Source organism: Streptomyces sp. TG1A-60 (genome assembly GCF_037201975.1).
Classification (GTDB): Bacteria; Actinomycetota; Actinomycetes; order Streptomycetales; family Streptomycetaceae; genus Streptomyces.
In genome coordinates this window covers 2,361,694-2,375,713 of sequence record NZ_CP147520.1, presented here as the reverse complement: position 1 = coordinate 2,375,713, position 14,020 = coordinate 2,361,694, and the positions used below count along the sequence as shown (strand labels likewise).

Annotated in this window: 9 protein-coding genes; 8 read left to right on the top strand and 1 reads right to left on the bottom strand. The window is 70.7% G+C overall.

Annotated elements, in window-relative coordinates; translation table 11 throughout:
• Positions 1-100 precede the first annotated feature (100 nt).
• From WBG99_RS09610 to WBG99_RS09600, 3 genes are all read left to right on the top strand, one after another.
• Positions 101-1,027, top strand: a complete 927-nt coding sequence (locus tag WBG99_RS09610) for a proline dehydrogenase family protein (protein WP_338895921.1) — start codon at positions 101-103, stop codon at positions 1,025-1,027.
• 170 nt (positions 1,028-1,197) lie between these two features.
• Positions 1,198-2,829 carry an L-glutamate gamma-semialdehyde dehydrogenase gene (gene pruA / locus WBG99_RS09605; RefSeq protein ID WP_338895920.1) on the top strand — a complete coding sequence of 544 codons (1,632 nt, stop codon included), beginning with the start codon at positions 1,198-1,200 and terminating at the stop codon, positions 2,827-2,829.
• A gap of 353 nt (positions 2,830-3,182) precedes the next feature.
• Entirely contained in the window at positions 3,183-3,314 is a 132-nt protein-coding gene (locus WBG99_RS09600) for a hypothetical protein (protein ID WP_338895919.1), read from the top strand.
• A gap of 54 nt (positions 3,315-3,368) precedes the next feature.
• On the opposite strand, the gene WBG99_RS09595 is transcribed toward WBG99_RS09600, so the two are convergent.
• Entirely contained in the window at positions 3,369-4,892 is a 1,524-nt protein-coding gene (locus WBG99_RS09595) for a metallophosphoesterase family protein (RefSeq protein WP_338895918.1), read from the bottom strand.
• A gap of 226 nt (positions 4,893-5,118) precedes the next feature.
• Here WBG99_RS09595 and WBG99_RS09590 point away from each other — a divergent pair, with 226 nt between their 5' ends.
• The 5 genes from WBG99_RS09590 (at position 5,119) to WBG99_RS09570 (ending at position 13,960) form a co-directional block, all read left to right on the top strand.
• Entirely contained in the window at positions 5,119-6,162 is a 1,044-nt protein-coding gene (locus tag WBG99_RS09590) for a 3-isopropylmalate dehydrogenase (protein ID WP_338895917.1), read from the top strand.
• Between the two features lie 269 nt (positions 6,163-6,431).
• Positions 6,432-7,520 carry a branched-chain amino acid aminotransferase gene (locus tag WBG99_RS09585; protein WP_338895916.1) on the top strand — a complete coding sequence of 363 codons (1,089 nt, stop codon included), beginning with the start codon at positions 6,432-6,434 and terminating at the stop codon, positions 7,518-7,520.
• A 500-nt stretch (positions 7,521-8,020) separates the two neighbouring features.
• Entirely contained in the window at positions 8,021-9,625 is a 1,605-nt protein-coding gene (gene cimA / locus WBG99_RS09580; RefSeq protein WP_338895915.1) for a citramalate synthase, read from the top strand.
• Between the two features lie 447 nt (positions 9,626-10,072).
• Positions 10,073-12,460, top strand: coding sequence for a glycoside hydrolase family 3 N-terminal domain-containing protein (locus WBG99_RS09575; protein WP_338895914.1), 2,388 nt, complete (start codon positions 10,073-10,075; stop codon positions 12,458-12,460).
• 126 nt (positions 12,461-12,586) lie between these two features.
• Positions 12,587-13,960 carry a hypothetical protein gene (locus WBG99_RS09570; RefSeq protein ID WP_338895913.1) on the top strand — a complete coding sequence of 458 codons (1,374 nt, stop codon included), beginning with the start codon at positions 12,587-12,589 and terminating at the stop codon, positions 13,958-13,960.
• The last annotated feature ends 60 nt before the right edge of the window (positions 13,961-14,020 follow it).

Genomic DNA, 14,020 nt, shown 5'->3' with positions numbered 1-14,020 from the left:
GGCCGACGATCGGAGGGATCCTTAGGTTTCACGGTGGTTCTCCGTGCCGTACCCGAAACGTCGGGTCGCGGCCCACTTGGTCCCGTTGTGGAGGTGCCCCGTGCTGGGTCCCGTGATTCTCGCCGCGTCGCGCAGCGACCGGATGCGCCGCATGATCGCGGCGGCGCCTGTGACCAAGCAGGTCGTCGACCGTTTCATCCCCGGCGAACGGGTCGACGACATCGTCCCGGTCGTGCGGAGTCTCACCGACCAGGGCCTCGAAGTGACGCTGGACGTCGTCGGCGAGGACATCACCCGCCCCGAGCAGGCCGCCGCCGCCCGCGACGCCTACCTGGAGCTGGTCGACCGGCTGAAGCAGCTGGAGCTCGGCGAGCGCGCCGAGATGTCGGTGAAGCTGTCCCTGTTCGGACAGGCGCTCCCCGGCGGGCACGGGCTGGCGCTCGCCAACGTCCGCCCGGTCGTCGAGGCCGCCGCCGCGATCGGTACGACGGTCACGCTCGACGCGGAGGACCACACCACCCTCGACTCGATGTTCGCCATCCACGACGAACTGCGCCGGGACTTCCCGCAGACCGGCTGCGTCATCCAGTCCTACCTCTTCCGCACCGAGTCCGACGCCCGCCGGCTCGCCGAGAACGGCAGTCGCGTCCGGCTGGTCAAGGGCGCCTACAAGGAGCCCGCCTCCGTCGCCTTCCAACAGAAGGCCGAGATCGACAAGGCGTACGTACGCGTTCTGAAGATCCTCATGGCGGGGGAGGGGTACCCGATGATCGGGTCCCACGACCCGCGCCTCATCGCCCTCACCCAGGAACTCGCCCGCCGTGCGGGGCGCAAACTCGACGAGTACGAGTTCCAGATGCTGTTCGGCATCCGCACCGACGAACACCTGCGGCTCGCCGCCGAGGGGCATCGGATGCGCGTCTACACCGCGTACGGCACCGACTGGTACGGCTACTTCATGCGACGGTTGGCGGAGAAGCCGGCCAATCTGCGCTTCTTCGCCCGCAGCATGATGACCCGAGGCTGAGACATGGCGGCCACCGCGATGTTCTGCCAGGGGCCCGGAGGCAGTCCCCCGGGAAGACCCGGCATGTGCCGGTCGGCGGAGGAAGCGGCGGACCCACGCTTCCTCGTCCGCTCGATGGTCAGCAAGGGCTGAGCCCTCAACCACCCGCTCAGTAAGGAGTTACGGAACTCATGGACGCTGTGACCCAGGTCCCCACCCCCGTCAACGAGCCGGTGCACGGCTATGCCCCCGGCTCGCCCGAGCGCGCCCGGCTGGAGGTCAAGCTGAAGGAGCTGGCCGAGAACCCGATCGACCTGCCGATGACCATCGGCGGCGAGAAGCGGATGGGTGGCGGCGAACGCTTCGACGTCGTGCAGCCGCACAACCACAAGGCCCGCCTCGGCACGTACGGCAACGCCACCCGGCAGGACGCCCAGGACGCCGTCGACGCGGCGCTCGCCGCCGCGCCCGCCTGGCGCGCGATGGCCTTCGACGACCGCGCCGCGATCATCCTGCGCGCCGCCGAACTGCTGGCCGGCCCCTGGCGCGAGACGCTGGCCGCCTCCACCATGCTCGGCCAGTCGAAGACCGCCCAGCAGGCCGAGATCGACACGCCCTGCGAGCTGATCGACTTCTGGCGCTTCAATGTCCAGTACGCCCGCGACCTGCTCGCCGGGCAGCCCCCGGCGAACTCCCCGGGCGTCTGGAACCGCCTCGACCACCGCCCGCTGGAGGGCTTCGTCTACGCGATCACCCCGTTCAACTTCACGGCGATCGCGGGCAACCTGCCGACCGCGCCGGCCCTCATGGGCAACGTGGTCGTGTGGAAGCCCTCCCCGACGCAGACCCACGCGGCCGTCCTCCTCATGCGGCTGCTGGAGGAGGCCGGACTGCCCAAGGGAGTCATCAACCTCGTCACCGGCGACGGCATCGAGGTGTCCGAGGTCGCCCTGAACCACCGTGACCTCGCCGGCATCCACTTCACCGGCTCGACCAAGACCTTCCAGTACCTGTGGAAGACGGTCGGCAACAACATCGAGAAGTACCGCTCCTACCCGCGTCTGGTCGGCGAGACCGGCGGCAAGGACTTCGTGGTCGCCCACCCCAGCGCCGACCAGGCGATCCTCAAGACCGCGCTGACCCGCGGTGCCTTCGAGTACCAGGGCCAGAAGTGCTCGGCGACCTCCCGGGCCTACATCCCGGCGTCGATCTGGAACTCCGGTTTCAAGGAGGAGTTCGCCGCCGAGGTCGACTACCTGACCATGGGGGATGTCACGGACCTCTCCAACTTCATCGGTGCCGTCATCGACGAGCGCGCCTTCGCCAAGAACAAGGCCGCGATCGACCGCGCGAAGTCCGACCCGGCCTGCACGATCGTCGCGGGCGGCTCCTACGACGACTCGGTGGGCTATTTCGTCCGCCCGACCGTCGTCGAGTGCGCCGACCCGGAGAACGAGGTCTTCACCACGGAGTACTTCGGTCCGTTCCTCGCCGTGCACGTCTACGAGGACGACGCCTACGAGAAGATGCTGACCCAGATGGAGTCGGTGTCCGCCTACGCGCTCACCGGCTCGGTCATCTCCGGTGACCGCGCGGCGGCGGCGTACACGATGGACAAGCTCCGCTACGCGGCCGGCAACTTCTACATCAACGACAAGTGCACCGGCGCCGTCGTCGGCCAGCAGCCCTTCGGCGGGGGCCGCGCCTCCGGCACCAACGACAAGGCCGGCGCCCCGCAGAACCTGATGCGCTGGACCCTGACCCGCGCCATCAAGGAGACCCTGGTCCCGCCGACGGACTACACGTACCCGCACATGGGCTGACGTGCGAGGCCCCGCCTCCGCCCCCGTCCCCGGTCCGAAGCCGGGGGCGGGGGCGGCTGCTGTACGGAGGGAAAGCGCAGGTCAGGCGGGTGTGACCCAATCCACCGTCTCAGATAGTAGGAAGTCCGACTAACTGTGGAGACAGATGCCCCGGCCTCGCTTAGCGTTGTAGGAGCCGAACGTCTCGCTCGATCCAGCGTATGGCGGTCGTGAGCCGGAGCCCGAGGCAGGCAATCCCTGCGGCTTCGCTCCCCGGCCCTCTGAGGGCACCTCCCACGCCCTTCCGGCAGTGGGGGAGTCTCGCAAACCTTCCGTTTCCGTACTCCGTACTGCCTCGAAGGAGTCGATCCCCCATGGCCGAGACGACCATCCGCCGCCGAGTCCGTCACGTTTCCCGGACCGACGAGTCCGACCGGAAGAACGCCGCCGCCGCGCTCCAGCGCGCCCTCGACCGCAGGGACAACGGCGGGTCCACCGGACACTGAGCGGGTTCAGAGCCTGTCGGGTGACCTCCGGCCGGGAGGTCACCCGACAGGCGCTCAGGCGCCGCGCCGCACCTCGAAATGGTCGATCCGCGCCCCGGACTGGGCCAGTGCCGAGACCGTGAGGCGAGGAGCGGCGCCCGCCTCCACCGCCACGGACAGGAACGAGAAGCCGGTGTAGCGCACCCGCGACCATTCCACCGTCTCCGACTTCCTCTCCCGTGACGCGGTCCAGTGGTACGACTCCACGGGCTCGCGCTCGGCGGCCTTCTCGACGTGCCCCTCGTAGCTGTCCGTCACGCCCTCCGGGAACCCGTACAGGCCCTTGCCGCCCCCGCCCGCCGTGACGTACACGATCCCGTCCCGCGTCGGATCGGTCGACGCGCCCACCGGCACCTGCCGGCCCACCGTGCCTTCCTTGACGGCGTCGGTGCGCTCGTAGACGTGGTTGTGGCCGTTGATGACGAGGTCGACCTGGTGCTTGGCGAAGAGCGGCAGCCAGGCGTCGCGCAGACCGCCGTCCGAGGCGTGCGTGGACGTCGAGTACACGCAGTGGTGGAAGAAGACGACGACGAAGTCCACCGCGTCGGACGCCCGCAGCTCGCCGAGCCGCCGGTCCAGCCACTTCGTCTGCCTGCCGTCGGTGTAACCGAGATTGGCCGGGATCTCGTACGACACGTCGTTCGCGTCCAGCGAGACGACGCCGACGTTGCCGTAGACGAAGGAGTAGACCCCCGGTGCCTTGCGCGGGTCGAAGCCGTTCTCCGGCAGTGACCAGCGGGCGAGTTGGCCGCCGTAGCCGTCGGGGGAGTACCAGGCCTCCATGTCGTGGTTGCCGTACGAGACCATCCACGGCACCGACTTGGCGACCGACTCGGTCTGGGCGAGGAACTGGTCCCAGACGCGGGCGTCGTAGACGTCGTCCTCCTTGCCGTGGCCGGTGGTGTCCGCGTAGCAGATGTCGCCGGCGTGCAGGTGGAAGGCCGGGTTCTGGCCGAGGAGGACCTGGTCGCACGCGAGGGCGTCGTAGCTGACGCCCTGGTCGCCGAAGGCGGTGAAGACGAACGACTCCGCCTTCGCGGGGGCGGTGGTGAAGGTGCCCAGCGTCTCCAGCCGGTCGGCCGGGTCGAAGCCCTCGTGGCCGACACCGTAGTAGTACGTCGTGCCGGGCCTCAGACCGTCGAGCGCCGCGTGCACGTAGTACTGGTCGACCGACGGCAGCTTCTTCGACAGGGGCGGGGTGCGCAGGTCCCGGACCTCGGCCTCGATCTTCCGGCTCAGTTCCCACGGCTTCAGCCCGACCCGGACGTACGGCTTCCGGACGGCGAACGGGACCTGCCAGGAGATCCGCATCTGTGCCTTCGGGTCGGCGCCGAAAGCCAGCCGGCGGCCGAAGGGGACCACGACCGAGCCGTGAACCTCGCCGGTGGCCGGGGCCGGTGCGGGCGGGGACGACCGCCTCTTCGCCGGCGCGTCCGCGGACCCCGAGCAGCCGGCCAGCAGCCCGCTCGCCACCGCGCCGGCCGCCAGCGCGACGCGCCGGGAGAGCTTCTCGCGCAGGTACTCGTGCTGCTCCGGCATGCTGAGGCGGCGGGCGAGCCGTTCCGGGATGCCGAGGTTCGGGACGGAGGGCCCGGAGGGTCCCCCCTGGAGGATGCGGTCATGACGGGCAACTTCCCAGCAGAGGCCAACTCCCGGCAAACAGGCGGGTGAACGCCGGTCAACGGATCGGCGTGGAGGTCACTCCGGCACGTCCATATCGCGGACGGACCGTGTCATCCCGTGGGACAAGGAGTACGGTGCCGTCATGTCTCGCAGCCTCAATCTCGCAGTGATCCCCGGTGACGGCATCGGTCAGGAAGTCGTGGCCCAGGGGCTCAAGGTCCTCTCCGCCGTCCTTCCGCAGGATGTGAAGCTGGAGACCGAGGAGTACGACTTCGGCGCCCAGCGCTACCACGCCACCGGTGAGACCCTCACCGACGCCGACCTCGACTCGCTGAAGCGGCACGACGCGATCCTGCTCGGCGCGATCGGCGACCCGAGCGTCCCCTCCGGGGTCCTGGAGCGCGGCTTCCTGCTCAAGCTCCGCTTCGCCTTCGACCACCACGTGAACCTGCGTCCGTCGAAGCTGCTCCCGGGGGTCGCCACCCCGCTCGCCGGCCAGCCCGAGATCGACTTCGTCGTGGTCCGCGAGGGTACCGAGGGCCCGTACACCGGCAACGGCGGCACGATCCGCAAGGGCACCGAGCACGAGGTCGCCACCGAGGTCTCCGTGAACACGGCCTTCGGTGTCGAGCGCGTGGTCCGCGACGCGTTCGCCCGCGCCCAGGCCCGCCCGCGCAAGAAGCTCACCCTCGTCCACAAGAACAACGTGCTGACCTTCGCCGGTCACCTGTGGACGAACCTCTTCAACAAGGTGGCCGCGGAGTTCCCCGACGTCACCACCGACTACATCCACGTCGACGCGGCGACGATCTACCTCGTCACCGACCCGGCCCGCTTCGACGTGATCGTCACCGACAACCTCTTCGGCGACATCATCACCGACCTCGCCGCGGCCGTCTCCGGCGGCATCGGCGTCGCGGCCTCCGGCAACATCAACCCGTCCGGAGAGTTCCCGTCCATGTTCGAGCCCGTGCACGGCTCGGCCCCGGACATCGCCGGCCAGGGCAAGGCCGACCCGTCCGCCACGGTCCTGTCCGTCGCCCTGCTCCTGCGCCACCTCGGCTACGAGCCCGAGGCCGCGCGCATCGAGGAGGCCGTCTCCGCCGACCTCGCGGAGCGCGGCGAACTGCCCGCCCGTTCGACGGACGAGATCGGCGACGCCCTCGCCGTACGAGTAGCCGGCTGACCCCGCACTCGAAGTCTTTCGAAGCCGCCGGGTCGCACCTGCACCCGGCGGCTTCCGCATGTCCCCGCCGGGTGTCACCATCATCCCCCGGGCCGTACACCGCACCGTTTTGGTCCACTGTCATCCACGTTTCGTCCCCGCCCGCACACAGGCGATAATCGAACGAGGTGCCGCGGAATGAGGGAATGCTCGGACGTCCTGACACTGGCCACTGGCCGTACGGATGTGAGCGCGGCCCGTCACACACAACCGGTGAAGGACAACCACTCATGACGACGCCCACGATCGAGCTGAAGCCGTCCGCCCACCCGCTCTCCGACGCGGAGCGCGAGGCGGTCCTGGCCGACCCCGGATTCGGCCGCCACTTCACCGACCACATGGTGACGATCAAGTGGACCGAGGGCCGCGGTTGGCACGACGGCCAACTCGTCCCGTACGGCCCGCTCTCCCTGGACCCCGCGAACATGACCCTGCACTACGCGCAGGAGATCTTCGAGGGACTGAAGGCGTACCGCCGGCCCGACGGCTCCGTCGCCACCTTCCGCCCGGAGATGAACGCCCGGCGCTTCCAGCGGTCCGCCAAACGGCTCGCGATGCCCGAACTGCCGGTGGAGACCTTCATCGAGGCGTGCGACGTGCTGGTCCGGCAGGACAAGGCGTGGGTGCCCGCGCACGGCGGCGAGGAGTCGCTCTACCTCCGCCCGTTCATGATCGCCACCGAGGTCGGTCTGGGCGTCAAACCGGCCAACGAGTACCTGTTCCTCGTCATCGCCTCCCCGGCCGGCGCGTACTTCCCCGGCGGCGTCAAGCCCGTCTCCATCTGGGTCTCCGAGGACCACGTCCGCGCCGTCCCCGGCGGCATGGGCGACGCCAAGACCGGTGGCAACTACGCGGCCTCCCTGCTCGCCCAGGCCGAGGCCGCCGCCGAGGGCTGCGCCCAGGTCTGCTACCTCGACGCGGTCGAGCGCAAGTGGGTCGAGGAACTGGGCGGGATGAACCTGTACTTCGTGTACGGCGACCGCATCGTCACCCCTTCCCTCACCGGCTCCATCCTGGAGGGCGTCACCCGCGACTCCCTGCTGACGGTCGCCGCCGACCTCGGCCACACCGCCGAGGAGGGCCGCATCTCCATCGACCAGTGGCAGGCCGACTCCGAGAGCGGCGCCCTCACCGAGGTCTTCGCCTGCGGCACCGCCGCCGTCATCACCCCCGTCGGCACGGTCAAGCGCACCGGCGCCGCCTGGCAGCAGTCCGGCGGCGAGCCCGGCCCCGTCACCCTCAGGCTCCGCGAGGCCCTGCTGAACATCCAGCGCGGCACGGTCGAGGACAAGCACGGATGGATGCACGAGCTGGGCTGACCACCTGAGCCGTCGGGACCCGAGCGTCCGGGCCCGCCCCGGACGGTCGTGTCCGGGGCGGGCCCGGCGCGTTCCGGACACGACCGTCCACACGCCCGCCCCTCGGTCCTCCCCGTCCTGCCGAAGGGGCGTTCCGCGCGGCCGACGCGGACCGGCTCGCCGCCCGGCCACGCGGTGAGCGCTCGGCGCAGCGCGTCAGCGCGCTGTTCGTATCCTGAGACGGACGGTGAGCACGGGACGGTCTGTGCCAGACTGCCCCCGTGCTCTCGTTCGCCATGATTATTGGCAGCAGGCGCGCCGGTCCGCAGTGACCGCCACGTACGACCAGGTACGGGCGGACACCGTCGTCCTCGACCCGCGCGCAGACCTCTCGCACCCGCGAGGGGTTTTTCGCTTTTCTGGCCCACCCCCAGCCGGGAGCGCAGCGCGAGGGATCAGCGGTGGACGGTGGAGCCGGTCATTCCGGTACGACCGAGATCCAACACAGGAGCCTTGAGACCATGACGGAAACCAGCGAGCTCGACGACTCGTTCCACGTCTTCGACACCACCCTGCGCGACGGTGCCCAGCGCGAGGGCATCAACCTCACGGTCGCGGACAAGCTGGCCATCGCACGGCACCTGGACGACTTCGGCGTCGGCTTCATCGAGGGCGGCTGGCCCGGCGCCAACCCGAGGGACACCGAGTTCTTCGCCCGCGCCCAGAAGGAGATCGACTTCAAACACGCCCGGCTGGTCGCGTTCGGCGCCACCCGTCGCGCGGGCGGCAAGGCGAGCGAGGACCCGCAGGTCAAGGCCCTCCTCGAATCCGGCGCCTCGGTCATCACCCTCGTCGCCAAGTCCCACGACCGGCACGTGGAGCTGGCGCTGCGCACCACGCTCGACGAGAACCTGGAGATGGTCCGCGACACCGTCTCCCACCTGTGCGCGCAGGGCCGCCGGGTCTTCGTCGACTGCGAGCACTTCTTCGACGGCTACCGCGCCAACCCCGGGTACGCCAAGTCCGTCGTCCGCACCGCCGCCGAGGCCGGCGCCGACGTCGTCATCCTCTGTGACACCAACGGCGGCATGCTCCCCGCCCAGGTGCAGGCCGTCGTCGCGACCGTCCTCGCCGACACCGGCGCCCGCCTCGGCATCCACGCCCAGGACGACACCGGCTGCGCCGTCGCCAACACCCTGGCCGCCGTCGACGCCGGCGCCACCCACGTCCAGTGCACGGCCAACGGCTACGGCGAGCGCGTCGGCAACTCCAACCTCTTCCCGGTCGTCGCCGCCCTGGAGCTGAAGTACGGCAAGAAGGTCCTCCCCGAGGGCGCCCTGCGCGAGATGACCCGTATCTCCCACGCCATCGCCGAGGTAGTCAACCTCACCCCCTCCACGCACCAGCCGTACGTCGGTGTCTCGGCCTTCGCGCACAAGGCGGGTCTGCACGCCTCCGCGATCAAGGTCGACCCGGACCTCTACCAGCACATCGACCCCGAGCTGGTCGGCAACACCATGCGGATGCTGGTCTCCGACATGGCGGGCCGCGCCTCCATCGAGCTCAAGGGCAAGGAGCTGGGCGTCGACCTCGGCGGCGACCGCGAACTGGTCGGGCGGGTCGTCGAGCGGGTCAAGGAGCGCGAGCTCAGGGGCTACACGTACGAGGCGGCCGACGCGAGCTTCGAGATCCTGCTGCGCGACGAGGTCGCGGGCAAGCCCCAGCGCTACTTCCGCACCGAGTCCTGGCGGGCCATCGTCGAGGACCGCCCCGACGGCAGCCACGCCAACGAGGCCACCGTCAAGCTGTGGGCCAAGAGCGAGCGCATCGTCGCCACCGCCGAGGGCAACGGCCCGGTCAACGCCCTCGACCGCGCTCTGCGCGTCGCCCTGGAGAGGATCTACCCCCAGCTCGCCAAGCTGGAGCTCGTGGACTACAAGGTCCGCATCCTGGAGGGCAAGCACGGCACCAACTCCACCACCCGTGTCCTCATCTCCACGACCGACGGCGCCGGCGAGTGGTCCACGGTCGGCGTGGCCGAGAACGTGATCGCCGCGTCCTGGCAGGCCCTGGAGGACGCCTACACGTACGGCCTGCTGCGGGCGGGCGTGGAGCCGGCCGAGTAACACCCGGCAGCTCGGTCGGCCCGGGTGCGTGGGCGGTCGCGGATCGTCCGTGGCCGCTCGCGCGGTTCCCCGCACTCTTGGGAAGCACGGGCCGCCCCCGTGCTTCCCGTGCCGCGACAGGCGACCTTCGCCCCGTCGCGGCGCGCGGCACGCCCGCGCGCCGCACCGGCCGAAAGCCCGGGTACGTCCAGTGCGAGGACTTCGGGCCGGCACACCGAGAGCACGCACCGGAGGCCGCTCCTTCACGGACAAGACGTCGCCTGTCGCGGCACTCGCTTCCGCTCGTCCCGCCCCCTGTCGCACTACGTGACCACCACGCCTTGCGAACGGTTGTACAGGCCGTCTTGACGCCTGTCCGAGCCGACAGTTGACTCCCACCAAGTCCCCAGAGCGAAACGGGAGTTCAGCGCGGCTGCTGGTCCTGGAGTTTCAGTGGAGGGAACCCTGATGCGGAACCGAAGAACGCCGTTGCTCGTCTCGGCCGCCCTGCTCACCGGCCTGATCCCCCTGTCGTTCGCTCCCACGGCGACGGCGGCCACCCCCGCGAAGGTGACCACCGACGCCACCGTGTACCCGGTGGCGGAGGGCGCCACGGCCCGCATCCGGGTCACCGTCACCGGCACGGTCACCGAGCCCGTAACCGTGGCGTACCGGACGACCGCCGACCCCGACCACATCCCGGCCGACGGCACCCTGGCCTTCCCGGCGGGCACCCCGTCCGGCACCTCCCGCACCCTCGCCGTGCGCACCCAGCGCGACACTTCGGCGGAGACGGCCGAGACGGTCCCCGTCCGGCTCACCGTCACCGGCGCCGAGCCCCCCGCCGAGACCCCGACGGTCGTCATCGGCGCCCACGGCCTGCCGTACCTGGACCCGGAGCTGCCGGTGAGGGAACGGGTGGCGGACCTCCTCTCCCGGATGACCCTGGAGGAGAAGGCCGGCCAGATGACCCAGGCCGAGCGCGGCGCCCTGGCGACCCCCGCCGACATCACGGCGTACGGCCTCGGCTCGATCCTCTCCGGCGGCGGCTCGACCCCCGTGCGGAACACGCCCGAGGCCTGGGCCGAGATGATCGACGGCTTCCAGCGCCGTGCGCTGGCCACGCGGTTGCAGATCCCGCTGATCTACGGGGTGGACGCGGTCCACGGCCACAACAACCTCGTCGGCGCCACGATCACCCCGCACAACATCGGCCTGGGCGCCTCCCGGGACCCGCAGGTCGCCTACGAGATGGGTGCGTTGACGGCGGCCGAGACCCGGGCCACCGGCATCCCGTGGAACTTCGCACCCTGTCTGTGCGTGACGCGCGACGACCGCTGGGGCCGCGCGTACGAGTCCTTCGGCGAGGACCCGGCGCTTGTGACGTCCATGGAGACGATGATCCAGGGCCTCCAGGGCGCCCCCGACGGCCGGGACCTGGCCCGGAGCGACAAGTTGCTCGCCACCGCCAAGCACTTCGTCGGCGACGGCGGCACCGCGTACGGCTCGTCCACGACCGGGACGTACACGATCGACCAGGGCGTCACCGAGGTCACCCGCCGGGAGCTTGAGGCGGTTCATCTCTCGCCGTACCAGGAGGCCGTGGACCGGGGCGTCGGCTCGGTCATGCCGTCGTTCTCGTCCCTCGACATCCTCGGCGACGGCAAGGGCGCGGTGAAGGTGCACGCCCGCGCAGACATGATCAACGGCGTCCTCAAGGACCGCATGGGCTTCGACGGCTTCGTCATCAGCGACTGGCAGGCCATCGACCAGATCCCCGGCGACTACGCCTCCGACGTCCGTACGTCGGTCAACGCCGGTCTCGACATGATCATGGTCCCGTACGCGTACGGCGACTTCCACCGGACCCTCGTCGCCGAGGTGAGGGCCGGTCGCGTCAGCGAGCGGCGGGTGGACGACGCGGTATCGCGCATCCTCACGCAGAAATTCCGGCTCGGGCTCTTCGAGAAGCCGTACGCCGACACGAGCGGCATCCCCGCCATCGGCTCGGCCGAGCACCGCTCGGCGGCCCGCGAGGCGGTGGCGAAGTCGCAGGTCCTGCTGAAGAACAAGGGCGGGGTCCTGCCCCTGAGCAAGTCCCAGAAGGTGTACGTGGCCGGCTCGAACGCCGACGACGTCGGCAACCAGTCCGGCGGCTGGACGATCACCTGGCAGGGCTCCTCCGGTGACATCACCGAGGGCACGACGATCCTTCAGGGCATCCGGAAGGCCGGCGGGAAGAGCGTCACCTACTCGAAGGACGCCTCCGCCCCGACGTCCGGCCATGACGTGGGCGTGGTCGTCGTCGGTGAGACACCGTACGCCGAGGGCTTCGGCGACGTCGGCAACGGCCACGACCTGGAGCTGAGCGCCGCCGACAAGGCATCCGTGGACAAGGTGTGCGGCGCCATGAAGTGCGCGGTGCTGATCGTCTCCGGGCGCCCCCAGCTCGTCGGCGACCGGCTCGGCGCCATGGACGCGCTCGTCGCCTCCTGGCTCCCCGGTTCCGAGGGTGACGGCGTCGCGGACGTCCTCTACGGGGAGCGGCCCTTCACCGGTCGGCTCCCCGTCACCTGGCCCAGGTCGCAGACCCAGGTGCCGATCAACGTCGGTGACACGGCGTACGACCCGCAGTTCCCGTACGGCTGGGGTCTGACGACGAAGGGGGCGGCACCCGAGCGGGGCGCACACGCGGCGGTGCTCAAGGCACGGCAGCTGGTGCAGCGGAAGGTGGGCCAGGACGTCCGTATGACGCAGGCGGTCGCGAAACCCTTCGCACAGGCCGACCACCTGCTGCTCACGGGCCGCTACACGGCGGCCCTCGCGAAGCTGGGAGAGGCGTACCGGGCGGCTTGACGGCCCTACGGAGCACCGTGTGACGCCCATCCGACGACCGTCTGTGGGGAGCCGGCTCTCGCCGTCCGCCGACTCTCCACCGATCGGATTGTCCGTTTTCACTGCGATCGAGGTAGCTTCGAAAGTATGAAAGGCGCACCGAGCCGGCTTCGTCTGTTCCTCCGCCTGCTGATCGCGCCGCTCGCCGCGGCGGCCCTGGCGGTGGTGTCGGTCGGTGCGCAGAGCGCACACGCGGCCACCGACCTCTCGACGGTGGCAGAGGCGCTGCGCGAGAGCCCCGTCTACGTCGACCCGGCCGCCTCCGGTCTGCTCTCCTCGGCGGACGCCGAAGCGCTCGCCGACAAGATCGAGGACGCGGACGAGCCGATCTTCGTGGCGGTCCTCCCGGCCGACTACCCGACCCAGGACCTCTTCCGGAACCTCCGCACGGAGACGGGCATCACCGGCGTCTACGCCATCCGCCTCGGCGACCGCTTCGACGCCCAGGCCGACAGCTCCGTCCTGAGCAACCAGGCCGTGGCGAACCTGGTCACGGCGGTCCAGGGTGCCGGCGACCCGAAGGCCCAGCTCAACGACTTCGTGGACGACGCCCTGCGCAGCAACCCCGGTGGCACGGCCCCGTCGAGCTGGAGCGACGCCGGCGACGAGGGTGTGGACGCGGGCGCCCTGGCCGCGGCGGGCGCGGTCGTGGTGGCGGGCGGCGTGGGCGCGTACGCGCTGGTCCGCCGCAGCCGCCGCAGGAAGGAGGAGGAACGCCGGGAGGCGCTGGCGAAGCTCGCGGTGGTGGTGGACGAGGACATCACCGCCTTCGGCGAGGAGCTGGAGCGCCTGGACTTCCACCCCGCCGAGGCGGGCGCCAGCGACGCGATGCGCGCCGACTACGAGCGCGCCCTGGACACGTACGAGAAGGCCAAGTCCCTCATGGCGGCGGCCACCCGCCCCGAGGAGGTCCGCGCGGTCACGCAGACCCTGGACGACGGCCGCTTCTCTCTCACCCGGCTCGCCGCCCGCAGGGAGGGCCTGCCGCTCCCCGAGCGCCGCGCCCCCTGCTTCTTCGACCCCCGCCACGGCCCCTCCGCCGCGGACGTCCAGTGGAGCCCGGAGCTCGGTACGCCGCGCGAGGTCCCGGTCTGCGCCGCGGACCGGGACCGTCTCGCCGACGGCCGGGACCCCATGATCCGCGAGGTGGAGACCGCCTCCGGCGCCCGCCGCCCCTACTGGGACGCCGGCCCGGCCTACGGCCCCTGGGCAGGCGGTTACTACGGCGGCGGCATCCTCCCCGCCCTCCTCGTCGGCACCATGCTCGGCAGCATGATGGCCACCCCGTCCTACGCGGCCGTCTACGGCTCCGGCTACGGCGACTTCGGCACCGCCTCCGGCTACGGCGGCGGCGACGTCTCGGGCGCCGACTTCGACACGGGCGACTTCAGCGACGGTTTCGGTGGCGGGGACTTCGGTGGCGGAGGCGGCTTCGGGGGCGGGGACTTCGGCGGCTTCTGAGAGTGACGGGAAACGGGTCCGGCGCTGGGTGCGCCGGACCCGTGCACGTCGCATGAGGTG